This is a genomic window from Microbacterium sp. Z11_20 (assembly GCF_057197605.1).
Genome location: NZ_JBXVOQ010000005.1, coordinates 321865 through 343606, shown reverse-complemented (window position 1 = coordinate 343606; position 21742 = coordinate 321865). Strand labels below are relative to the sequence as shown.

Annotated in this window: 19 protein-coding genes and 2 tRNA genes; 7 read left to right on the top strand and 14 right to left on the bottom strand. The window is 69.6% G+C overall.

Annotated elements, in window-relative coordinates; genetic code table 11:
• Nucleotides 1-11 precede the first annotated feature (11 nt).
• The gene (locus AC2DFQ_RS14030; RefSeq protein WP_484534317.1) at nucleotides 12-734 is read left to right on the top strand and encodes a helix-turn-helix domain-containing protein; all 723 of its coding nucleotides are present in this window, start codon (nucleotides 12-14) and stop codon (nucleotides 732-734) included.
• 298 nt (nucleotides 735-1032) lie between these two features.
• Here the strand turns inward: AC2DFQ_RS14030 and AC2DFQ_RS14025 are convergent.
• From AC2DFQ_RS14025 to serS, 7 genes are all read right to left on the bottom strand, one after another.
• Nucleotides 1033-1121, bottom strand: a tRNA-Ser gene (locus tag AC2DFQ_RS14025).
• 79 nt (nucleotides 1122-1200) lie between these two features.
• On the bottom strand, nucleotides 1201-2490 hold the full coding sequence (locus AC2DFQ_RS14020; RefSeq protein ID WP_484534316.1) for an LCP family protein: 1290 nt from the start codon (nucleotides 2488-2490) through the stop codon (nucleotides 1201-1203).
• 105 nt (nucleotides 2491-2595) lie between these two features.
• Nucleotides 2596-3012 (bottom strand): nitroreductase/quinone reductase family protein, encoded by a 417-nt coding sequence (locus AC2DFQ_RS14015; protein ID WP_484507969.1) that lies wholly within the window; start codon nucleotides 3010-3012, stop codon nucleotides 2596-2598.
• 9 nt (nucleotides 3013-3021) lie between these two features.
• Nucleotides 3022-3621, bottom strand: coding sequence for a TetR/AcrR family transcriptional regulator (locus tag AC2DFQ_RS14010; RefSeq protein WP_484507968.1), 600 nt, complete (start codon nucleotides 3619-3621; stop codon nucleotides 3022-3024).
• A 79-nt stretch (nucleotides 3622-3700) separates the two neighbouring features.
• Nucleotides 3701-3785 (bottom strand) — tRNA-Ser (locus AC2DFQ_RS14005).
• A gap of 127 nt (nucleotides 3786-3912) precedes the next feature.
• Nucleotides 3913-4857 (bottom strand): HAD family hydrolase, encoded by a 945-nt coding sequence (locus AC2DFQ_RS14000; protein WP_484534315.1) that lies wholly within the window; start codon nucleotides 4855-4857, stop codon nucleotides 3913-3915.
• Nucleotides 4854-6119: a serine--tRNA ligase gene (serS, locus tag AC2DFQ_RS13995; protein WP_484534314.1), complete on the bottom strand. Its 1266-nt coding sequence runs from the start codon at nucleotides 6117-6119 to the stop codon at nucleotides 4854-4856. The genes AC2DFQ_RS14000 and serS overlap by 4 nt, the downstream gene beginning before the upstream one ends.
• 82 nt (nucleotides 6120-6201) lie before the next feature.
• On the opposite strand from serS, the gene AC2DFQ_RS13990 reads away from it, so the two are divergent.
• The 3 genes from AC2DFQ_RS13990 to AC2DFQ_RS13980 all read left to right on the top strand — a co-directional run bounded on the left by AC2DFQ_RS13990 (nucleotide 6202) and on the right by AC2DFQ_RS13980 (nucleotide 9614).
• Nucleotides 6202-7698 (top strand): diacylglycerol kinase family protein, encoded by a 1497-nt coding sequence (locus AC2DFQ_RS13990; protein ID WP_484534313.1) that lies wholly within the window; start codon nucleotides 6202-6204, stop codon nucleotides 7696-7698.
• A 113-nt stretch (nucleotides 7699-7811) separates the two neighbouring features.
• A complete protein-coding gene (locus AC2DFQ_RS13985) occupies nucleotides 7812-9179 on the top strand; it encodes a cryptochrome/photolyase family protein (protein WP_484534312.1) in 1368 nt (455 codons plus the stop codon).
• 162 nt (nucleotides 9180-9341) lie between these two features.
• A complete protein-coding gene (locus tag AC2DFQ_RS13980) occupies nucleotides 9342-9614 on the top strand; it encodes a TM2 domain-containing protein (protein WP_484534311.1) in 273 nt (90 codons plus the stop codon).
• A gap of 15 nt (nucleotides 9615-9629) precedes the next feature.
• On the opposite strand, the gene AC2DFQ_RS13975 is transcribed toward AC2DFQ_RS13980, so the two are convergent.
• Genes AC2DFQ_RS13975 through AC2DFQ_RS13965 form a run of 3 tightly spaced genes read right to left on the bottom strand, consistent with a single transcriptional unit; the run spans nucleotide 9630 to nucleotide 12827 of the window.
• Nucleotides 9630-10952, bottom strand: a complete 1323-nt coding sequence (locus AC2DFQ_RS13975) for a type 2 periplasmic-binding domain-containing protein (RefSeq protein ID WP_484534310.1) — start codon at nucleotides 10950-10952, stop codon at nucleotides 9630-9632.
• Between the two features lie 43 nt (nucleotides 10953-10995).
• Nucleotides 10996-11895, bottom strand: a complete 900-nt coding sequence (locus tag AC2DFQ_RS13970) for a carbohydrate ABC transporter permease (protein ID WP_484534309.1) — start codon at nucleotides 11893-11895, stop codon at nucleotides 10996-10998.
• Nucleotides 11892-12827, bottom strand: coding sequence for a carbohydrate ABC transporter permease (locus AC2DFQ_RS13965; protein WP_484534308.1), 936 nt, complete (start codon nucleotides 12825-12827; stop codon nucleotides 11892-11894). Before AC2DFQ_RS13965 ends, AC2DFQ_RS13970 begins: the two co-directional genes overlap by 4 nt.
• Before the next feature lie 416 nt (nucleotides 12828-13243).
• Between AC2DFQ_RS13965 and AC2DFQ_RS13960 the strand changes: the two genes are divergently transcribed.
• Both AC2DFQ_RS13960 and AC2DFQ_RS13955 read left to right on the top strand, forming a co-directional pair.
• Nucleotides 13244-14299, top strand: coding sequence for an LLM class flavin-dependent oxidoreductase (locus AC2DFQ_RS13960; RefSeq protein WP_484534307.1), 1056 nt, complete (start codon nucleotides 13244-13246; stop codon nucleotides 14297-14299).
• A gap of 201 nt (nucleotides 14300-14500) precedes the next feature.
• Nucleotides 14501-15895 carry an MFS transporter gene (locus AC2DFQ_RS13955; protein WP_484507958.1) on the top strand — a complete coding sequence of 465 codons (1395 nt, stop codon included), beginning with the start codon at nucleotides 14501-14503 and terminating at the stop codon, nucleotides 15893-15895.
• Nucleotides 15896-16118: 223 nt separating this feature from the next.
• Here the strand turns inward: AC2DFQ_RS13955 and AC2DFQ_RS13950 are convergent, their stop codons facing one another.
• Nucleotides 16119-16571, bottom strand: coding sequence for a MarR family winged helix-turn-helix transcriptional regulator (locus AC2DFQ_RS13950; protein ID WP_484534306.1), 453 nt, complete (start codon nucleotides 16569-16571; stop codon nucleotides 16119-16121).
• A 67-nt stretch (nucleotides 16572-16638) separates the two neighbouring features.
• Nucleotides 16639-17607 carry a prephenate dehydratase gene (gene pheA, locus AC2DFQ_RS13945; RefSeq protein ID WP_484534305.1) on the bottom strand — a complete coding sequence of 323 codons (969 nt, stop codon included), beginning with the start codon at nucleotides 17605-17607 and terminating at the stop codon, nucleotides 16639-16641.
• A gap of 210 nt (nucleotides 17608-17817) precedes the next feature.
• Here pheA and pgm point away from each other — a divergent pair, with 210 nt between their 5' ends.
• Nucleotides 17818-19464, top strand: coding sequence for a phosphoglucomutase (alpha-D-glucose-1,6-bisphosphate-dependent) (gene pgm, locus AC2DFQ_RS13940; RefSeq protein ID WP_484507955.1), 1647 nt, complete (start codon nucleotides 17818-17820; stop codon nucleotides 19462-19464).
• A 96-nt stretch (nucleotides 19465-19560) separates the two neighbouring features.
• On the opposite strand, the gene AC2DFQ_RS13935 is transcribed toward pgm, so the two are convergent.
• Entirely contained in the window at nucleotides 19561-20667 is a 1107-nt protein-coding gene (locus tag AC2DFQ_RS13935) for a glycerate kinase (protein ID WP_484534304.1), read from the bottom strand.
• Nucleotides 20668-20677: 10 nt separating this feature from the next.
• Nucleotides 20678-21688, bottom strand: a complete 1011-nt coding sequence (locus tag AC2DFQ_RS13930; protein ID WP_484509961.1) for a LacI family DNA-binding transcriptional regulator — start codon at nucleotides 21686-21688, stop codon at nucleotides 20678-20680.
• Nucleotides 21689-21742 lie beyond the last annotated feature (54 nt).

The window sequence follows — 21742 nt, the reverse complement described above, 5'->3', positions numbered from 1 at the left end:
AGTGGGTGTTCATGATCGTTAGCGAGATCGGCGCGCAACTCCGAGCAGCACGCATGGCGCGCGGCTTGAGCGTTCGGGCAGTCGCCAGCGCGGTCGGGGTCTCGGCGAGTCTGGTCTCGCAGGTCGAAACCGGAAAGACGTCGCCGTCGGTCAGCACCCTCTACGCGCTCGTGAACTACCTCGGCGTCTCGCACGACGATCTCATGGCCAAACGAACCGAAGCCACGACGCCGTCCTCTGCGCCACCAGAGCCGCACCCCGCCCCGCGCCCCGTCGGCAGCGGGACAAGGCACTCCTTCTATCAGCGCTCGTCGGAGAACCCCGTGATCGAGATGGAGAAAGGCGTGCGCTGGGAGCGTCTGTCCGCACTCGTGGGGGGAAACGTCGACCCGATGCTCGTCACCTACGAGCCGGGCGCATCGAGCTCAATCGAAGGCCGCATGATGCGGCACAGTGGGGTCGAGCACGCTTACATCATGAGCGGAGAGTTGACCGTCCGCCTGGAATTCGAGGAAGTCGTCCTAGGGCCGGGAGACTCGCTCAGTTTCGACTCGGTGCGCCCGCACACGTACATCAATCGCGGCTCCATACCAGCGCGCGGTCTCTGGTTCGTCGTTGGTCGGCGCGAGTACACGGACGAAGTCCCGCCGGCGTTCGGAAGTGACACCCGATCTCAGGCGCCGCAGATCAACTCCGCGGTTGATGTTCTCCATGCAATGGACCGTCTCCGATGACTTCACGGCTACGTGCGAACCGTGGTTCCCTGTCGAACTCGCCTGAGGAACAGCGGCGGTAACGTTTCCGGACGCGGACAGCGCTCCCAGCCGCGCCGGAAACGCAGATCCAGGCGCCGCTAGCCGTGTCAGAGACCTCTGTGCGCTGCGGTGGGGCGCAATCGAACGCCGCATGCCTGCCGCAAATCGGAAGGCGTGGGGACGCTCGGAGTGGAGGTGTCCCCCACCGAGGCCGTAAGACGCCAGCAAGCAAGGATCCCACGCGCAGGAAACGAACGTTTGACCGGGGGATTTTCTGCGGAGACGGAGGGATTCGAACCCTCGGTCCCCGTAAGGGGACTCCACCTTAGCAGGGTGGTGCACTAGGCCTGACTATGCGACGTCTCCAGGCATCCGGCGCCGAAACGGCGGACGCACGCACTAATACTAACGGGCGCGACGCGCCTCCTCGAACGGCCGGATGCGGCTAACGCAGGTTGCCGTTGGAGCAGGTGTCCTGCGCGGCCGTCTGGCCGGATATGTTCGACGGCAGCGCGACGGGACTCTCCTCCGGGGACGGCGACTCCGTGGCACCCTCGGTCGGCGCAGCACCCTCGGTCGGCTCGGTGGGTTCAACCGGCTCGACCGGGGTCTCCCCCTCCGGCGCGCCGGCCTCGATGACGCCGCCGCCGAGCTCGCCCGTCAGCTGCAGCGGCTGATTGGCTTCCAGGGCCGCCCACAGCGCGTCCGCGGCATCCATATCGGGCACCACACGGTTCTCGTCGGCGGGGTCAGGGTTCGTGGGGTACTGCACGAAGACGATCTCTTCGAACGGCACATTCTTCACGGCGAGGGCGATCTGCACGAGCGTCAGGGGGTTGGTGAGGGTCGTCGACGGGTCGACGTTCTCCAGCGCGGTAGACGCCAGCTTGTAGAGGGTGCCGGGGTTGGAGAGCACCTCCTCGCTGACGAGCTTGCGAGCGAGCTTGGACATGTACTGCTGCTGGTTGCTGATGCGCCCCAGGTCGCCGCCGTCACCCACGCCGTGCCGGGTGCGGAGGAACTGGAGGGCCTCGATGCCCTGGATGTTGCGGTTTCCGGCGGGCCAGTCGATGCCGGTGTACCGGTCGCGGATGCCGTTGGCGATGCAGACATCCACGCCGCCGACGGCGTCGGTGATGTTGATGACGCCGCCGAAGCTCACCTTGGCCGCGAAGGGGATGTCCTGTCCGCTGAGCTCCGACACCGTGTTCACGACGCACGCCAGCCCGCCGGTCGTGAAGGCGTTGTTGATCTGCTCCTTGCGCATCGCCGCCGTCGGGCTGCCGTCTTCGCCCGTGCACGCGGGGATCGGGACCATCAGGTCACGGGGAAAGGACACCACCGTCACCCGACGCGGGTTGTCCGAGATGTGCACGAGCATGTTGACGTCATTGAGAGTGCCCTCGGCGTCGGGGCCCGTGCAGCGCGCCCCGAAGTATCCCGCGAACTCGGGCTCGCACTCATCCGTCCCGGCAATGAGCAGGTTGACGCCGCCCTCGATCTCGCCGATGTCAGGCGGCACCGGGCCTTGCCCCTCCAGCTCCACGGCGTCGGCGTTGAAGCTGGACGTCAGGTCGTACGCGACGTAGGCAGCCACACCCGCACCAGCCACCAGCACGACCGCGAGGCCGATCGCGAGGATGCGCATGATCTGGGCGAAAGGATGCGGCGAGGTCAGGCGACCGTGGCGGGCCACCGTACGGCGACCGCGCTCAACGGGCTTAATGGAGCTCACTCGTGTCCTTCCGGCGTGCGGGCGGCGCTATCTTATGGTCGCCCACCTGAAAAGCCGGTGAGGACGGGCTGAAGAAGGCTGTGCTCGGCGATCAGCGCCCGGCTCTCACGCGTCGTCGAAGGTGACCTCCGCGAGCGGGCTGCCCGCCAGCCAGTCTTCGACGTACTGCGGCTGCGGCACGTGACCCGGATTGCTCGGCTGGTTGAGATCATCGATGAAGACCTGGAAGATGCGCCGCCGCTCCTCGGGATCGGTGATCGGCGTGGCGACGGCGGGAAGGTCGGCGCGGATGCCGATCTTGAGATGGAAGATGAAGTGCGGGTTGGCCAGGAGATTGGCGTACCAATCCCGCTTCGCCGGGGTGGTGCTGAGGTAGATGCGCCCGTAGGCGCGATAGAACCAGACCTCGATGCGGTGCGGCTTTCCGCTGCGCCGGCCGTACGTGGTGATGTCCGCGAGCCGATCCTCCGTCGAGGAGGCGGGGGTGATCGCGAGGGCGCGCAGTACTTCGGGTGACAACATGCTTTCTCCTCAGGCGTGGGTTCCAGCGGGCGGATTCGTGGGCGCGTACGCCCGCGCCACGAGTGTCCGCAGGGCCTGCCGGCGTCGGTCGTGTGCGTTCTCGGGGTCGGTCGTGCTGGCTGTAAACGTGGTGCTGGCCGGCCCCCACGTGAGGGAGAGAGCGATCACGGTGGCGTGTACGTCGGCGGGGTCGAGATTCTCGTCGATGTAGCCCGCACGCTGGGCGGCGGCGAGGTCGGCCATCTTCTCCGGCTCGCTCGGCAGCGGCCCCGGGGTGAGAGTGCCCGTGGGTCGCCGCTCCAGCCGCGACCACGTCGCCAGCCGAACCAGCTCCGGGCGCTCGAGGTACTCGTCGTACAGGCGCACGGCGTAATCGGGAAGGTCGGTGGCGTCGAGAGCCACGGCGTTCACGATTGCGTTCAGTGCCCGGTCGAAGACGGTATCGAAGAGGGCCTCCTTGCTCCCGAAGTACGCGTACAACTGCGCCTTGTTCGCGCGGGCGTTCTCCGCGATCCGATCCACGCGCGCCCCGGCTATGCCGTACTGCGCGAATTCTGCGTGAGCCGCATCGAGGATACGGACACGCGTCGCTTCACCAGCTGCTCTCATGCGGCGACGGTAGCAAACAAACTGGTTGGTTGCAATCGGCCACGCGTCGTGACGCCCGAGTGCGCAGACCACGATTCGGCGGAGGGTGTGGGATTCGAACCCACGGGACATTGCTGCCCACTGGTTTTCAAGACCAGGTCCATCGGCCGCTCGGACAACCCTCCCGACGACGCCTCGCGGCATCCGTCGACCGCGCCGAGTCTAGCCGAGGGGGCGCGCCACTTCCGCCCGTGACAGCCTCCAGCGCCGACGCGCTCGCGCAGCATCGCGCGGTCGAGCGCATCCTCCGCGTCAGAGTTCCCGCAGGATCGCCGCGACGCCGCCCTCGGTGACGGTGAGACCGACCTCGCCGGCTGCGGAGAGCACCTCCTGCGGTCCTTGCCCCATCGCGATGGCGCGGCCACCGTTGCGCAGCGCCCAATCGAACATCTCGAGATCGTTGCGCCCGTCGCCCATCACCAGCACGTTCGCCGGGTCGATGCCGAGCCATCCGCGCACCAGCTCCAGACCGGTCGACTTGTTCACGCCCTGCGGCGCGATGTCGAGCCACGCCGTCCAGCCGATGGCATACGACACCTGGGTGAGCCCGATCTTCGAGACGAGCTCGAGGAAGTCGGTGTCGGACTGGCCGGGCGAGACGACGACCACACGGCAGACGGGCTGGTGCGACAGCTCCTCGAACGACACGAGGTCAGCCCCGCGCAGGTTCCAGTCCTCCAGGTACTCGGTGTACAGCCGCGTGCCGTCGGGCAGCTCGACCAGATAGCGCGCATCCAAGAGGTGCTCGCGCAGGAGGGTGAGCACGTCGTGCGGATCGAAGGTCTCCACGTGCACGCGCTCGTACGCCGCGGCGGTGACCTTCGTCTCGGGGGGCGACGCGTCCTCGATGGCGCCCCGCCGAAGGTCACGGCGGCCCATCACGATGGCGCCGTTGGAGCACACCGCGTACTCGGGCCGTATCTCCAGCAGCTCCATGATGCGGTGCGTGCTGTCCCAGCTGCGACCGGTCGCGAGCATGACCTCGTGGCCGCGTTCCTGCGCGTGCGCGACGGCCTCCACCACGCCCGGACTGGGGCTCTCGTCCTCGAGGATGAGGGTGCCGTCCACGTCGAGCGCGATCAGAAGCCGCCCGGCCGACCCGTCATCGGCGACCTCCTCGACGACGGCCGCGGCATCCTCCGACGAAGCGACCTCGACGTGTCCGGCGTCCGGCAGCGGCGTCTCGCCGCGGGTCACGCGGCGGGCTCCATGACTTCCAGCCCGCCCAGGTACGGGCGCAGCACCTCGGGAACCAGCACCGAGCCGTCCGCCCGCTGGTGCGTCTCGAGCAGCGCCACGATCCAGCGCGTGGTGGCCAGCGTGCCGTTCAGGGTCGCGACGGGCTGCGTCTTGCCGCCCTCGGACCGGCTCCGGATGTTCAGCCGCCGGGCCTGGTAGGTCGTGCAGTTGGAGGTGCTCGTGAGCTCGCGGTACGACTGCTGCGTGGGCACCCAGGCCTCCACGTCGTACTTGCGCGCGGCGCTGGATCCCAGATCTCCGGCGGCGACGTCGATGACGCGGTAGGCCAGGCCCAGATCTTGCAGCATCCCTTCCTGCAGCTCGACGAGGCGGAGGTGCTCGGTCTCGGCAGCGTCGGGCTCGGTGTAGACGAACATCTCCAGCTTGTTGAACTGGTGCACACGGATGATGCCGCGCGTGTCCTTGCCGTAGGACCCGGCCTCGCGCCGATAGCACGTGGACCAGCCGGCGTAGCGCTTGGGGCCGCGGTCGAAGTCGAGGATCTCGTCCATGTGGTAGCCGGCGAGGGGAACCTCGCTCGTGCCGACCAGATAGAGGTCGTCCTCGGCCAGGTGGTAGACCTCGTCGGCGTGCTCGCCGAGGAACCCGGTGCCGCGCATCACCTCTGGCCGCACGAGCGTCGGAGGGATGATGGGGGTGAACCCCGCGGCCATCGCCCGGTCGAGCCCCAGGCTCATGAGCGCCAGCTCGAGGCGGGCGCCGATGCCGGTGAGGAAGTAGAAGCGGCTGCCGGAGACCTTCGTGCCCCGCTCCATGTCGATCGCGCCGAGCTTCTCGCCGAGGGCGAGGTGGTCGAGCGGCTCGAAGTCGAAGGCGGGGACGTCGCCGTGCGTGCGGAGCGTGACGAAATTCTCCTCGCCGCCGGCGGGAACCCCGTCCACGACGATGTTCTCGATGCGGGCGAGGGCGCCATCGGCCGCCGCCTCCGCGTCGGTCACGGCGTGCTGGGCAGCCTTGACGCGCTCGCTGAGGTCTTTCGCCGCGGCGACCAGGGCCGCCTTCTCGTCCTTCGGCGCCTGCGCCACGCGCTTGCCGTGGGCGTTCTGCTCCGCGCGCAGCTCTTCGAACGCGGTGATCGCGGCGCGGCGGTCGCGATCGGCGGCGAGCGCCGCATCCACGGTGTCCGGCGCCACGCCCCGGGCGATCTGCGAGGCCTTGACCCGATCGGGATCTTCTCGCAGCAGGGTCAGATCGATCACCGTTCAATCTTAGGCCCGGGCTTTTCCGTCCTCGCCCGGATAGGAGGCCTTGCACAGGTGACAGCGGCCCTAGGGTGGGAGCATGGCGGCCGAATCGGAAACGCGCGAGAGCGACGGCACGGCCGGCGCGTCACCGGAGCCTGACGAGGCGCAGCACGACGACGGGGAGAACGCCCCCGCCGGACCTCAGCCCGGCGACGCGTCGGGCGACGACGCGTCGTCCGACGGCGAGGCGGCCGGCGACGCGGCATCCGAAGACGCGGCGCCCGACGACCTGACCCCCGACAGCGAGGCGCCCGGAAGCGAGGGCTTGCCCGGCGCGGCCGAGCGCGCCGAGTTCCACGCCGACTCGCTGCGTGACGAGGCCGACCGCGAAGACAATGCGGGCGATCCAGGCGCCGCGCCCGGTGGAGCTGAGGATGCTCCCGGTCCGCGGGGCGCGAACACCGATGCGCCGCCCGCGCACGAAGCGGCAGCACCGGATCACGTCATCCGCGAACCCGACGACGTGGAGCCGGACACGACCGACGGCGAGGTCGGCGAGGCCGTGCAGGTCACCGCCGACGGCGAGCGGACCACGATGGACGCTCCGCCCACCGACCGTAAGCGGGCCGCCCTCGTCTACAACCCGACCAAGGTCGACCCCGATCAGTTGCGCACGCTCGTGTCACGCCTGGCGGAAGAAGCCGAGTGGGCGGAGCCCCTGTTCTTCGAGACCACGGTGGACGACCTCGGCGACGACGCGGCGCGGGCAGCACTCGAGGAAGGTGCCGACGCGATCCTCGTGGCCGGCGGCGACGGCACCGTGCGCGCGGTCTCCGAGGCGCTCACCGACACCGGCGTGCCGCTGACGATCGTTCCGAGCGGCACCGGCAACCTGCTCGCCCGGAACCTCAATCTTCCCCTGACCGATCCCGACGCCATGGTGCGCGCCACCTTCGAGGGCGATGTCATCGCCATCGACGCGGGCGTGGCGCGGCTCCGCCGCGAAGACGGCTCGACGGAGGAGCACGGATTCGTCGTCATGGCCGGGATGGGGCTGGATGCGGCGATGATCGCCAACACCAACCCGCAGCTGAAGAAGACGGTCGGGTGGGTCGCGTACGTCGACGGGGCGGCACGCTCCCTCGTGACCGCCAAGCCGTTCCGCATCGTGTACCAGCTGGATGACCAGCGCCTGCACTCCGCCCGGGTGCAGAGCATCCTCTTCGCCAACTGCGGGTCTCTGCCGGCCGGCATCGCCCTGATTCCCGAGGCCTCGATCGCCGACGGGCTGCTCGATGTTGCGGTCATCCAGCCCGCCGGCGCGTTCGGGTGGCTCGGGGTGTGGCGCAAGATCTGGTGGGACAATTCCTTCCTCCGCCGCTTCCGCGCGGGCCGTCGGGTGCTGGAGCGACGAGGTCGCGGTACGTCGGTGCACTTCCGCCGCGGCCACGGGATCGAGACGGCAACGAACCCCGCGCAGCCGGTGGAGCTGGACGGCGACGAGTTCGGCGAGGCGACGCGGATCTTCTGCCGCATCGTGCCGGGCGGCCTGCAGATCGCCGTCCCGCGCGGGCACGACACCTCTTCTCTGTAACCACCTCTCGGTAACCGCCGCGGCGGCCACCCGCGCTCCGCGCGCGCCGGACGGGTCGGTGACCGGGGCGTCAACCCCGGGCGCCCGCGCGCGGTGCTGCGTACCGTGGCGGGATGCCGAGCCCGTCGATCGTGTGGTTCCGCGACGATCTGCGGCTGGCCGACAACCCCGCGCTCTCCGCGGCCATCGAGCGTGGAGAGAGCGTGATCGGGCTGTATGTGCTCGAGGAGTCGGACGGTATCCGCCCGCTCGGGGGCGCGGCCCGCTGGTGGCTGCACGGATCACTGGCCTCCCTCGCCGAGAGCCTCGGCGAGCGCGGATCCCGCCTCGTCCTCCGCCGCGGCGATGCCGCCGAGGCCGTCTCCGCGCTCGTGGGCGAGACCGGCGCCGGCGCCGTGTTCTGGAATCGCCGCTACGGGGGTGCCGAGCGCGATATCGACGCGCGGATCAAGACCGCGCTCCGCGACGCCGGCATCGAGGCGGCATCCTTCTCCGGCTCGCTGCTGTTCGAACCGTGGACCGTTCGCACCGGGTCGGGCACCCCGTACGCCGTGTTCACCCCGTTCTGGCGCGCGTGCCGGAACCTGCCGGCCCCGCGGCTGCCGATTCCGGAGCCCGGGAGGATCCCCGCCTCGGCGACCACCGCGCCCTCCGACGACCTGGACTCCTGGGCGCTCCTCCCGACAGACCCCGACTGGGCGGGGGGCCTGCGAGAGCGGTGGCGACCGGGCGAGCCCACGGCCCACGCACGGCTCCGCGACTTCCTCGCGCACGACCTCGGCGACTACGACCGCGCACGTGACGAGCCGGCCCGCGACGCGACCTCTCTCCTGTCGCCGAGGCTGCGGTGGGGGGAGGTGAGCCCGCACCAGGTGTGGCACGCGACCGTGCAGCACCGCGAGGCCGGCGCTCACCCCGATGCCGCGTCCCGCTTCCTCTCCGAACTCGGATGGCGCGAATTCGCGTGGCACACGCTCTCCCACTTCCCCGAACTGGCGATGAAGAACTGGCGCGCCGAGTTCGACGCCTTCCCGTGGCCGCCGCTGGAGCGCGCCCACCGGTCGGCGTGGCAGCGGGGGCGCACCGGCGTCGCGCTCGTGGACGCCGGGATGCGGGAGCTGTGGCACACCGGACACATGCACAACCGCGTGCGCATGGTGACAGCATCCTTCCTCGTGAAGAACCTCCTCATCGACTGGCGGCGGGGCGAGGAGTGGTTCTGGGACACGCTCGTAGACGCGGATGCGGCCGCCAACGCCTTCAACTGGCAGTGGATCGCCGGTTCTGGAGCCGACGCCGCCCCGTACTTCCGCATCTTCAATCCCGAACGGCAGCGCGAGAAGTTCGACCCGCACGGCGAGTATGTGCGCCGGTGGGCGCCCGAGCATCTGGGGGACGACCCGCCGCAGCCGATCGTCGACCTCGCCGTCACCCGCCGACGGGCCCTCGACGCGTACGACACCGTCAGCCGTTCTCCCTAACCCCCCCCCCCCACCCCCGCCAGTCGACTCGCCACATAACGCGCGGTTCGGGTGCGAAACACGACATGTTGTGGCGAGTCGACGGGAATCGGGGTAGCCCCCTGTCGATGCCGAGCCCCGGTCCGTACGCTCGGACACACACGGCCACCGGAGGAGAACGCCATGTCGCAGCCGCAGTACCCCGCCCCCCAGCCCTACGGCGTCGTCCCCGCGGGGTTGAGCCCGAAGTCGTGGCTGGCGACCCTCCTCCTGTCGATCTTCCTCGGCGAGCTCGGAATCGACCGGTTCTACCTCGGCAAGATCGGCACCGGCATCCTCAAGCTCATCACCGTCGGCGGCTTCGGCATCTGGTGGCTCATCGACCTCATCCTCGTCATCGCGGGAGCGATGAAGGACAAGCAGGGGCTTCCCGTCAAGTACGTGCCCGGCCGCTGATCCCCCGCGCGACCGTCATTCCGCGACCGGGATCGCCTGCGCCTTCAGCGCAGCGATCGTCGCCTTCTGGGCGGAGCTGAGCGCCTCGAGCAAGGTGCCCCGTCCCGTGACAGCCCTCTGGAATCCGTCCGACACATCGGCGTAGGTCTGCGTCATGGTCGGTCCCCACAAGAAGTCGGGGTTCACCTGCCCCGCGGCGGCGGCGAACACGTCGTAGATCTTCTGGCCGCCGTAGAACTCCACGCCCTCTTGCAGGGAGGGCAGGCTCAGCCCGGCCGTCGTCGCCGGGTAGATGTTCGCCGACTGGTTCAGCGCGGTGAGCGCCTCTTCCGACGTGTTCAGCCAGAGCGCGAATTTCGTGGCTTCGTAAAGGTGCTCGCTTCCCTTGAACACGGCGACGGAGGAACCGCCCCAGTTACCCGCGCTCTGGCCGCCGGCCTCCCACTGCGGCGACGGGGCGACCGACCACAGACCGGCTGTGTCGGGCGCGCCGCTCGCAATGGAGTTGGCGCCCCACACGGCCGCGGTCCAGCTCCACACCTGGCCGGAGTTATACGCGTTGTTCCACTCCTCGGTCCACGCGGGATACGTGGCCACGAGATCCTCGTCGAGCAGCTCCTGCCAGTAATCCGCGACCTTGGTCGACTCCTCGCCGGTCAGATCGACCCGCCACTCATCCCCCTCGTCAGCGAACCAGCTTCCGTTGGCCTGCCACACGAATCCCGCGAACTGGTTGATGTCGGCGGTGGAGAAGTTCGTGATGTAGCCACCGGCTTCGCGGATCTGAACGGCGGCTTCCTTGTACTCCGCCCACGTCGTGGGGACCTCGATGCCATGCTCCGCGAAGAGGTCGGAACGGTAGAAGAGCGCCATAGGCCCGGAGTCCTGCGGGACGCCGTACACCCCGTCGGTGGAACCGAGCGTGACCTGTCCCCATGTCCACGGGATGAAATCCGACTCCGCATCCACGACGTCTTCACACAGCGCAAGGTTCTCCAGGCCGTCCTGCACCCGGAAGCTCGACAGTGCGTCGTACTCGATCTGACCGAGGTCGGGAGTGTTTCCCGCCGCAATCTGACTGAAGAAGCTCTGGTAGGTGCCGGAGTTGCCGTTCGGCCCGGTCTGGACGTCGACCTGGATCTCCGGGTTCTGTTCGTTCCAGATCTCGACGACGTCTTTCACGCCGGGGATCCACGACGTGAAGTCGAGCGTGACATTCCCCTCGGAGGGGGTGCAGGATGCGGCGGCCCCTCCCTCGGCTCCACCCCCGCATCCGGCGAGTCCGATCGCGGCGAGCACTACGACTCCGGTGGCGACCGCCCTCTTCGTGTATTGCATGATCTTCCTCACTGGATGGCGCGGGTGACCGCGGGAGCATGGGTCATTTCACGGAGCCGGTGCCCAGACCGTTGCGCCAGAAGCGCTGGAGCAGGAGGAACGCGATGATGAGGGGCACGATCGACAGGAACGAACCGACGAGGACATAGGTGCGCAGCTCGGGGATCTGGTTGAGCTGCGTATTCCAGGAGTAGAGGCCGAACGTCACGGGGAACAGTTCCTCGCTGCGGAGCATGACCAGCGGCAGGAAGAAGTTGTTCCAGATCGAGACGAACTGGAAGAGGAACACCGTCACCAGCGCGGGCATCATCAGGCGCGACGACACGGTGAAGAACGCGCGGACTTCCCCCGCGCCGTCGATCCGGGCAGCTTCGATGAGCTCATAGGGCACCGACGAGGCGGCGTAGATGCGACTGAGGTACACCCCGAACGGGCTCACGATGCTCGGCAGCAGCACCGCCCAGTAGGTGTTCGTCAGGTTGACCTGGCTGAACAGCAGGAAAAGGGGCAGGGCGAGAGCCGTCGCGGGCACCAGGACACCGCCGAGGACGATGTTGAAGAAGGCTTCGCGGCCCCGGAAGCGGTACTTCGCCAGGCCGTAACCGCACATCCCCGCGATGATCGTCGCCAAGAGGGCCCCGAGGCCTGCGTAGCCGAGGCTGTTGACGAGCCAGCGCAGGTAGACGCCGTCGCCGTAGGAGACGAGGTCACGGACGTTCTCGAAGAAGTTCCAGTCCGCGAACCACAGCGCCGGAGTGGTGAGCAGATCGCTGCGGTCCTTGGTGGAGGCGATGAAGAGCCACCAGATCGGCACCAGGAAGTACAGGGTGAAGACGGCCATGACGATCAGCGCCGCCGAGCGGGAGAGGATGCTCTCCCGGGGGCCGCGCGTGGGGGTCGGTTCGTCCGCGGTGGCGCCGCGGGTCCGGGCGAGGAGGCTCATGGGTTCGCCTTCCGCTGGGTGCCCCTGAGGAACGCGAACGAGAGCGCGAACGTCGCCAGGGCGAGCACCACCGAAAACGCCGCGGCGAGGTTGGTGTTGGGAATCGCGCTCGTGGCGTAGATCGTCATGTTCGGCGTGAAGGTCGACGACACGGCGGCGGTGAAGGATCGGAACACCTGCGGCTCGGCCAGCAGCTGAAGGGTGCCGATGATCGAGAACACGGCGGTGAGGATGATCGCGGGGGCGACCATCGGGATCTTCATCGACCACGCGATGCGAATCTGTCCGGCACCGTCCAGGCGTGCCGCTTCGTAGATCTCCGTGGGGATCGACAGCAGCGCGGAGTAGATGATGAGCATGTTGTAGCCGACGAAGACCCATGTCACGACGTTGGCGATCGACCACAGCACCAGCTCGGGAGAGAGGAAATCGATCACGCCCGTCACGTCGGTGAAGGGCGAGAGGTTGGGAGAATAGAGAAAGCCCCACATGATCGCCGCGATGACCCCGGGCACGGCGTACGGCGCGAAGAAGGCGAGCCGGAAGAACTTCTTACCCTTCAGCGCCGGCGAGTCCAGAAGCAAGGCGAACAGGAGCGCCAGTCCCAGCATCACGGGCACCTGGACCATGCCGAAGAGCAGCACCCGGCCGATGGACTCCCAGAACGGCCCGTTCTGGAACACCTGAACGTACTGGGCGAGGCCACCGAACACCTGCTGGGGAGCTCCGAATGTGCCCTCACGGTGCACGACGAAGAGGGACTGCCAGACCGCGTAGCCGATCGGGATCAGGTAGAAGAGCAGGAAGAGGATGCCGAAGGGTCCCGTGAAGATGGCGATCGCGCCCTTGTGCGGCGTCTTGCGGGAGCGCGGGGCGGGCGGTGGCTGGGAGCGCGTGCTGCTTCTCCTCGTGCGCTCCTGTGTGGCGGTCATCGGGCCGTCCCCTCTCTGATGCTTCGCGCGGAGCACCGCGCATGTCCACGTTCTGTGGACGTTTACAGACCCGGGCCCGATGTCAGCCGCATGCCTGCGAACGGCTGCACAGTACGAACGGGTCTGGTGGGTTGTCAACACCGGTGCGCAGGGGTCTGCTCTGTGCTGGGGCCCGCGAGCACGGGCCGCGTGAGGGGTCGTCGACGGGTCTTCGTGCACCCGCGTAGGGTGCCTGCGCTCCCACGAAAATCGAGGGGATCCCGCCGATCGAGGACCGGCTGCTGCATCCCGCTCCTCGATCTCCGGGATGTCCTCCAAAACCGCAGTGCCGCGCCGGGGCGGGCGGGGGGCGCGTGAGGCTTCCGCGCGCCACTCGAGGGGAATAGGAAGGGGACGGCGCCGGTTTGCAATCAGTAATGATCGCTCCCGTTCCCGCACTCTCCGTCCTCGACCTCGTCCCCGTCCAACACGGGCAGACGAGCGCGCAGGCCATCGCATCCTCCCTCGACACCGCCGCGCACGCCGACCGCCTCGGCTATCGCCGCTACTGGTTCGCCGAGCACCACAACATGCCCGCCGTCGCCTCAACGACCCCACCTGTGCTGATCGCTGCGGCGGCCGCGCGCACCGAGCGCATCCGCGTCGGGTCGGGAGGGGTGATGCTGCCCAACCACTCGCCGCTGATCGTGGCGGAGCAGTTCGCCGCGCTCGAGGCGATCGCGCCCGGGCGTATCGACCTCGGCCTGGGACGCGCTCCCGGCTCCGACCCGGTCATTACGCGGCTGCTCCACCGCTCGGGCACCACCAGCGACGTGGATCGGTTCCCTGAGAACATCGCCGACATCATCGCGCTGACCTCCCCCGAGGGCGCGACCGTGCGCTTCACCTCCGGAGGCGAGTACACGGTGCATGCCACCCCCGCCTCGACCGATGCCCCCGAGGTGTGGCTCCTGGGCTCGAGCGACTACTCCGCGCAGTTGGCCGCACGGTTGGGGCTCCCCTACGTCTTCGCGAACCACTTCTCCGGTGAGGGGCTCGAGCGGGCGCTCGACCTGTACCGCACGGGGTACCAGCCCAGCGCGCAGCAGCCCGAGCCGCGCACCTTCCTCACCGCCAACGCCGTCGTCGCGCCCACGGTCGACGAGGCCGAAGACCGCGCGCTGCCGCAGCTGCGCATGATGGCGCGGCTGCGCACCAACCGCCCCCTGGTGCCGCTGGAGACCGTGGAGCAGGCCAAGGCCGACCCGTGGGACGGCCTGGCACGGTCGTTCATGGATGCCGCGCGCGCGAAGTGGTTCGTCGGAACCGGCGAGCAGGTCACCGCCGAGCTGTCGGCCTTCGCCGACCGCCACGGCGTGGACGAGATCATGATCTCCCCCGTCGCCGGCGCCTACGACGGTGAGCCGAAGAACATCGCACCCGGCCGCATCCAGACCCTCGAGCTCCTCGCCGTCCCGGCCCGCGTCGGCTGATTCCCTCGGCTGCGCTGCGCCACAGCGCCTCGCCGCCACGATTTTCGAGGGAATCACGGAAATCGAGGAGCCCCTCCCCTTTCTCGACCCTCCATCTGCGAGATCTCCTCGATTTCCGCGCCGCCGAAGCGCTCAACTTCGGAGGAAGTCGCCGCGCGCAAACCTGGGCATCGGGGACGGCGGTGGCGTAATCTTCCTCGCGTGAGCGAAGCGACTGAGCCGGCAACGACCGTGTCTTCTTCTGCGGCGGGACCCACGCGCGCCCCTGTCAGCACCGCGCGCGCTGTCCTGAACACGATCAAAGGTTCCGCCGGGAATCTCGTCGAGTGGTACGACGTCTACGTCTACACCGTGTTCGCGACCTACTTCGAGGCGCAGTTCTTCGCCGAGGATGACCGGAACTCGACGTTCTACATCTACGCGATCTTCGCCGTCACGTTCATCATGCGTCCGATCGGATCGTGGTTCTTCGGCCGTTTCGCAGACCGCCGGGGCCGCAAGGCCGCACTCACCGTCAGCATCACGGTGATGTCGGCGTGCTCCTTCTTCGTCTCGGTGATGCCGACGAGGGAGGCCATCGGGGCATGGGCGGCCATCATCCTCATCGTCGCCCGGCTGATCCAGGGCTTCGCGACCGGCGGCGAGTACGGCACGTCCGCCACGTACATGTCGGAGGCGGCCACCGCCCGCCGGCGCGGGTTCTTCTCCTCGTTCCAGTACGTGACGCTCGTCGGCGGTCACGTCCTGGCCCAGCTGACCCTGCTCATCGTGCTCTCGGTCATGCCGGTCGAGGCGGTCGAAGACTGGGGCTGGCGGATCGGATTCTTCGTCGGCGGGATCGCAGCCTTGGTGGTGCTGTGGATGCGGCGGACGATGGACGAGTCGCTGAGCCAGGAGCACCTCGAGGCCGTACGCGCCGGCGCCGACCGCGACGCGGGTTCACTGAAGACCCTCCTCACGACGTACTGGCGGCCGCTGGTCTGGGTGTTCCTCGTCACCGCGGGAGGCACCATCGCGTTCTACACGTACAGCGTCAACGCTCCCGCCATGGTCAAGACGGCGTTCGGGGAAGACGGCGCGATGGCGGCGACCTGGACGAACCTGTTCGGCCTGATCTTCCTCATGCTGCTGCAGCCCCTCGGCGGGATGCTCAGCGACCGGGTCGGGCGGAAGCCGCTGCTGGTCTTCTTCGGCATCGGCGGTGTGCTCTACACGTGGGTGCTCATCACCTTCCTGCCGCAGACGCAGTCGCCGCTGGCCGCCTTCGCCCTCACGGCGGTCGGCTACATCATCCTCACCGGCTATACGTCCGTGAACGCGATCGTGAAGGCCGAGGTCTTCCCCGCGCAGGTGCGCGCACTGGGCGTCGGCCTCGGCTATGCGCTCGCCAACTCCGTCTTCGGCGGCACGGCCCCGGCGATCTACCAGGCGTTCCTCGCCGGCGGGAACGTGACCTGGTTCATCGTCTACGTCACGGCGGTGATCGCGGTGAGCCTCACGGTGTACATCTTCTTCATGCGCAACCGGGCGCCGACGGCGCTCGACCGCGAGCAGGGCAGCGCGTGGGCGGCCCCCGAGGCTGCCGCCCGGCGCTGACCTGTCCGCGCTCCCCCCGGCGCTGAGGTGTCCGCACGCCCCGGGGCTGACGCATCCGGGCGGCCCCGGCGTGACGCATCCGCACGCCCCCGGCGTGACGCATCCGGGCGCCCCCGGCGTGACGCATCCGGGATCGAGGAGATCCACCGGATCGAGGACTGAAGTGCCGTGCCGGCTCCTCGATACGCGAGACGTCCTCGATTTCCGCGGCAGAAGGTTCGGGTTAGAGGGTCTCCTCGGCCTCGCGGAGGAAAGTCTCCAGGTCGGTGAGCAGGGCGAGGAGTTGCTGCTGCTGGGACTCGTTCAGCGACCGGGCCGTCAGCGCCTCCAGCTCCGTCCACGCGGCTCCGACGTCTGCGCGCAGCGCCACGCTGGCATCCGTCGCCTCGACGAGGGTGACCCGCCGATCGGTGGGAGAGAGACCCCGCCGCACGAGGCCCGCCTTCTCCAGCCGCGCGATGCTGCGCGTCATCGACGGGGCGTCGGTGCCGAGCGTCTGCACGAGATCGGTCATGCGCTGAGGGCCGTGCTCCCACAGCGTCATGAGGACCAGCTCCTGCCCCGGCCGCAGTCCGCTCGGGCGGAGGAGCTTGGCCGCGAGGGACTTGTGGACACGGGCGACCCGGAAGATCGCCGAGCTCAGGGGACCGGTGGACAGCCGCATCGGCTCAGGCATCCCCACAGCGTAGATCACGCGCGAGGAGAGGGTCGGACAAGCCCGCGAGCGACCGCAGGGCCTCGGATCAGAGCTCGGGCTCGGGCTCGCCGCTGAGGAGGCCGCGCAACCAGTCTCGGGCTTCGACGAAGACATCGTCGGAGTAGCGCTGCGGGTAGCGGATGATCGCGCGGTCGGCGCGGGCGTAGGAGCCGAGGTAGATCACCTTCGGGCTGAAACGCCGGAGCCCCAGGAGCGCGTCGGCCATCCGCTCGTCTTCGATATGCCCGTCGGCGTCGATGACGAACCGGTACCGCCCGAGGGCGTCTCCGATGGGGCGCGAGGCGAGGAGGGAGAGGTTGATGCCCCGGGTGGCGAACTGCTCGAGCAGCTCGAGCAGGGCACCGGGGTGGTCTTCGGGCAGCTCGACGATGAGCGAGGTCTTGTCCGCCCCGGTCGGCGGCGCCGGCGCGACCGTGCGGCTGACCAGGACGAAGCGGGTGACGGCGTTGGGGTTGTCGCCGATCTCCTCGGCCAGCACCTCGAGGTCGTGGTGGGCGACGACCCCGGGCGCGGCGACCGCGGCGTCGGCATCCGAGGTGCCCTCGAGCACCCCCAGGGCACTGGCGATGTTGCTGGCGGCGGGGATGTGCGCGTGGGCGGGCAGCGTCCTGGTCAGCCACTGCAGGCACTGGGCGTAGGCGACGGGGTGAGCCGCGACGAGCGACACGTCCTCCAGGCGCATACCGGGCCGGCCGACCAGCACGAAGTTCACCGGCACGAGGTACTCCCCGACGATGCGCAGGCCCGGCATGGTGGCCAGAGCATCCTGCGCGGTGGAGACGCCGCCGTCGACGGAATTCTCGATCGCGATCATCGCCGCATCCGAGCGCCCCTCCACGACATCGGCGAGCGCTTCCCCCACGTTGCGCACCGAGCGCCAGACCTGGTCGCGGGCCTCGGGAACCTGCGCGAGCGCGGCCTCGGTGAAGGTGCCGGCGGGCCCGAGATAGCTGTACGTTCGGCGGGCGGGCGGATTCTCGTGCTCGGGCGTCACGGCGATCAGCCTAACCCCGCCCGCCCGTCCCACCCGCGCTCGTCCCACCTCCGCCCGCCGAGAAACGACGATCCGGACGGGAAACAGCGCGGCGCGGCATGTCTCGTCCGGATCGCCGTTTCTCGCTCAGCGTGTGCCGCGGCTGGCAGAACCGCGCGGATCGTGTCAAACCCGGTATCCCCGGTGCCGCGCGCGGGGCAGACTGGTTCCATGAGCAGTCGAGCAGGACTCCCCGCCGAAGCATCCGATCTCATCGACATCGACGAGCTGATCGCGGCGTACTACGACCGCAAGCCGGATGCGTCGGTGCCCGAGCAGCGTGTCGCCTTCGGCACGAGCGGGCACCGCGGCTCGTCCCTGTCCGCGAGCTTCAACGAAGACCACATCCTCGCCACCACTCAGGCGATCGTCGACTACCGCACGGCCCAGGGCATCAGCGGCCCGCTGTTCCTGGGCCGCGACACGCACGGCCTGTCGCTCCCGGCCGAGCGCACCGCCATCGAGGTGCTCGTGGCCAACGGCATCGACGTGCGCGTGGACGCGCGCGACTCGTGGGTGCCGACCCCGGCCCTCAGCCACGCGATCCTCACCTACAACCGCGGCCGTGCGCTGGATGACCCCGGCCGCTCGGACGGTATCGTCGTGACCCCGAGCCACAACCCGCCCCGGGACGGCGGGTTCAAGTACAACCCCCCGCACGGCGGACCCGCCGACACCGACGCCACGAGCTGGATCGCCGATCGCGCGAACCAGCTCATCACCGCCGGGCTGGAAGGGGTGCACCGCACGCGGTATGCCGACCTCGACGCCGGAACCCTCGCGGAGTACGACTTCCGCGACGCGTACGTCCGCGACCTGGCGACCATCATCGACATCGACGCCATCACGCGCGCCGGCGTGCGGATCGGCGCCGACCCGCTGGGCGGAGCATCCGTGGAGTACTGGGCGCTCATCGCCGAGGTGTACGGGCTCGACCTCACCGTCGTGAACCCCGATGTCGACCCCACGTGGCGCTTCATGACGTTGGACTGGGACGAGAAGATCCGCATGGACCCGTCGTCGCCGTCGGCGATGGCGGCCCTCGTCGCCCGCCGCGACGAGTACGACATCCTCACGGGCAACGACGCCGATGCCGACCGGCACGGGATCGTCACCCCCGACGCGGGGCTCATGAACCCCAACCACTACCTCGCGGTCGCGATCGACTACCTCTTCGCGCACCGGCCCGGCTGGCCGGCGGATGCTGCGGTGGGGAAGACCCTCGTGTCGTCGATGATCATCGACAAGGTCGCCGCCTCCCTGAACCGCCGCCTGCTCGAGGTGCCGGTCGGGTTCAAGTGGTTCGTGCCGGGGCTCCTCGACGGATCGGTCGCGTTCGGCGGCGAGGAGTCAGCCGGAGCGTCGTTCCTGCGCACCGACGGGTCGGTGTGGACGACGGACAAGGACGGAATCCTCCTGTGCCTGCTGGCGGCGGAGATCCTGGCCGTCACCGGCAAGACCCCGTCGCAGCGTTATGCCGAGCTGGAGGCCGAGTTCGGGTCATCCGCCTACCAGCGCGTGGACGCCCCGGCCACCCCGGCGCAGAAGGCGCTGCTGGGGAAGCTCTCGCCGGATGCGGTGACAGCGACCGAGCTGGCCGGCGAGCCCATCACCGCCAAGCTCTCGCACGCACCGGGCAACGGCGCCGCCATCGGCGGCCTCAAGGTGCAGACGGCGGACGCGTGGTTCGCCGCGCGCCCCTCCGGCACCGAGGACGTCTACAAGCTCTACGCCGAGAGCCTCCGCGGCGAGGAGCACCTCCGCGAGGTGCAGGCCGAGGCGCGCGCCGTGGTGTCCGCCGCTCTCGGCGACGCGTAACCGCCCCGAACGGCTTCGCGCCGAACGCACGGCCTTCCCACGCGGATAGGCCGTGCGTTCGGGCGTATCCCGTGCGCTCGGGGACGCGAGCGACCGTCAGGGCGCGAGCGCAGACGCGAGGCGGGCGCCGGCATCGCGCAGCCACCGGAGCGGATCGGTCATCGCGGCGGCGGATGATCCAGCCAGCTCCGTGAGCGAGACCGACGCGGCGAACGCCGAGGTATCGGTCGCGATCCGCCCGGCGGCAAGACCCACGCGCGCGTGCGGGGCGAGGCCCGCGACGAACGCCGGCACCTTGCCCACGGCCGACTGCTCGTCGTAGGAGCCTTCACCCGTCACGACCACGTCGGCGGATGCGGCGGCGGCGGGCAGTCCGATGAGTGCCGCGACCTCCCGGGCGCCGGGCACCAGGCGTGCACCCCACGCCGCGAGGGCCCAGCCCGCCCCGCCGGCCGCGCCCGCACCCGCAAGCGCCGGGTCGATCGACGGCACGAGGGCGGCGAGCCGCGCGAGGCCCGCGTCGGCGCGCGCGACACCGGCCGGGTCGAGACCCTTCTGCGGACCGAACACGGCAGCGGCGCCCCTCTCGCCCAGGAGCGGGTTCGTCACGTCGGTGAGCACGACCACACCCGCGGGGGGCAGGGGGCGGAGGCCCGACAGGTCGGCGGCGGCCACAACGTCCAGACCTGCGAGCCCGAGCGGGATCGGATCGCCCGCCGCATCCGCGAACCGCGCTCCCAGGGCAACGAGCAGCCCCACGCCGCCGTCGGTGGAGGCGCTCGAGCCGATGCCGAGCACGAGGCGCGACACCCCCGCGTCCAGGGCTGCGGCCACGGCCTGCCCGAAGCCGAGGGTCGACGCCGATTCGGGGAGGCGCCGCGCGCCCAGCAGCTCGATCCCCGAGGTGGAAGCCAATTCGACGACGCCCGTTCCCCCCGGCGCGTCGCGCGTGGGTGGGAGGAGGAGCCAGGAGGCGACGACCGCCGATCCGTCGGGACCGGTGACGGTCAGCGGGATGCGCTCGGCACCGCGGACCGCGGTGGCGATCGCGTCGAGCGTGCCCTCTCCCCCATCGGCCATCGGGCGCAGCACGAGGTCGTCGTCGGGACGGACGCGCCGCCACCCCTCGGCCAGAGTCCGCGCGGCCGTCGCCGCCGGCACGGTGCCCTTGAAGCTGTCCGGTGCCAGGACGACGCGAGTCACGCGCTCGATGCTACCGGCGTCGTGCGACGCTTCCCCGGCCCGGCGCCGGGCCGGAACTGGCCCGGGCGATCAGGTCGGTGGGAACCAGCATCCGGGTCTCCTCCGGCCCTTCCCCGTCGATCTCTGCGAGGAGGGCACGGATCGCTCCCTCACCCACGCGATCGAAGTGCTGGCGCACCGTGGTCAACGGCGGCCAGTAATTCGCCGCCTCGGGCATGTCGTCGTAGCCGACCACGCTGACCTCTGCCGGAACGCCCCGACCGGCCTCATGGAGGGCGCGCACCACACCGAGGGCCATCTGGTCGTTCGCGGCGAAGACGGCGGTGACAGCGGGGTCCTCGACGAGGCTCCGGCCGATGCGGTGGCCCGAGTCGGCGGTCCAGTCCCCGACGGCCACGTCGGGCACGGGGCATTCGCGGGCCTCGAGAGTGTCGCGCCAGGCCTCGCGGCGACGCTCCGCCGCGAAGGATTCGAGCGGACCCGACACGTGCCACACCGTCGCGTGCCCGAGATCGAGGAGGTGTTCCGTGGCCAGCCGCGCGCCCTGAGCCTGGTCGTTGTCCACCACGGGGTAGGGGTAGGCGGCACTGGAGTCGACGACCACGACCGGAAGCCCGGTGGGTAGCGCCAGCTCCGTCTCGCCGAGCCGGTGCCGTTCGATGAGGATGACGACGCCGTCCACGGCATGTTCGCGCAGCCGGAGGAAAGCGCCCGACACATCGGACTGGGTGGCCGTGTCCACGGTGATCAGGGTGATCGAGTAACCGGCCGCGGCGGCCATCGAGGCGACGGCATCGAGGGTCCGGCTGTTGCCGTACGACGACAGCGAGAACATGATCACCCCGATGCTGCGGAACCGACCCGACCGCAGCGCGCGGGCGGCGCTGTTCGGGCGATACCCCAGCCGCGCCATCGCCTCGAGCACGCGGACGCGCGTCGCGGGATCGACGTTGGTGCGCTCGTTGGCGACCCGGGAGACGGTCTGGCCCGAGACTCCGGCGGCGGCGGCCACGTCGGCCATCGATACCTCGCGGCGCCGACGGACGCCGCTGGCGGACATGGATGCAGCGGTGTC

Excerpts from the sequence above, each read along its gene's own strand:
- AC2DFQ_RS13950 (WP_484534306.1), bottom strand. The coding sequence starts at position 16,571 with ATGCCTGAGCCGATGCGGCTGTCCACCGGTCCCCTGAGCTCGGCGATC.
- AC2DFQ_RS13990 (WP_484534313.1), top strand. The coding sequence starts at position 6,202 with ATGGCGGCCGAATCGGAAACGCGCGAGAGCGACGGCACGGCCGGCGCG.
- AC2DFQ_RS14010 (WP_484507968.1), bottom strand. The coding sequence starts at position 3,621 with ATGAGAGCAGCTGGTGAAGCGACGCGTGTCCGTATCCTCGATGCGGCT.
- AC2DFQ_RS14015 (WP_484507969.1), bottom strand. The coding sequence starts at position 3,012 with ATGTTGTCACCCGAAGTACTGCGCGCCCTCGCGATCACCCCCGCCTCC.
- AC2DFQ_RS13960 (WP_484534307.1), top strand. The coding sequence starts at position 13,244 with ATGATCGCTCCCGTTCCCGCACTCTCCGTCCTCGACCTCGTCCCCGTC.
- AC2DFQ_RS13975 (WP_484534310.1), bottom strand. The coding sequence starts at position 10,952 with ATGCAATACACGAAGAGGGCGGTCGCCACCGGAGTCGTAGTGCTCGCC.
- AC2DFQ_RS14030 (WP_484534317.1), top strand. The coding sequence starts at position 12 with ATGATCGTTAGCGAGATCGGCGCGCAACTCCGAGCAGCACGCATGGCG.
- pgm (WP_484507955.1), top strand. The coding sequence starts at position 17,818 with ATGAGCAGTCGAGCAGGACTCCCCGCCGAAGCATCCGATCTCATCGAC.
- AC2DFQ_RS13985 (WP_484534312.1), top strand. The coding sequence starts at position 7,812 with ATGCCGAGCCCGTCGATCGTGTGGTTCCGCGACGATCTGCGGCTGGCC.
- AC2DFQ_RS13980 (WP_484534311.1), top strand. The coding sequence starts at position 9,342 with ATGTCGCAGCCGCAGTACCCCGCCCCCCAGCCCTACGGCGTCGTCCCC.
- AC2DFQ_RS13930 (WP_484509961.1), bottom strand. The coding sequence starts at position 21,688 with ATGGCCGACGTGGCCGCCGCCGCCGGAGTCTCGGGCCAGACCGTCTCC.
- AC2DFQ_RS13965 (WP_484534308.1), bottom strand. The coding sequence starts at position 12,827 with ATGACCGCCACACAGGAGCGCACGAGGAGAAGCAGCACGCGCTCCCAG.
- AC2DFQ_RS13970 (WP_484534309.1), bottom strand. The coding sequence starts at position 11,895 with ATGAGCCTCCTCGCCCGGACCCGCGGCGCCACCGCGGACGAACCGACC.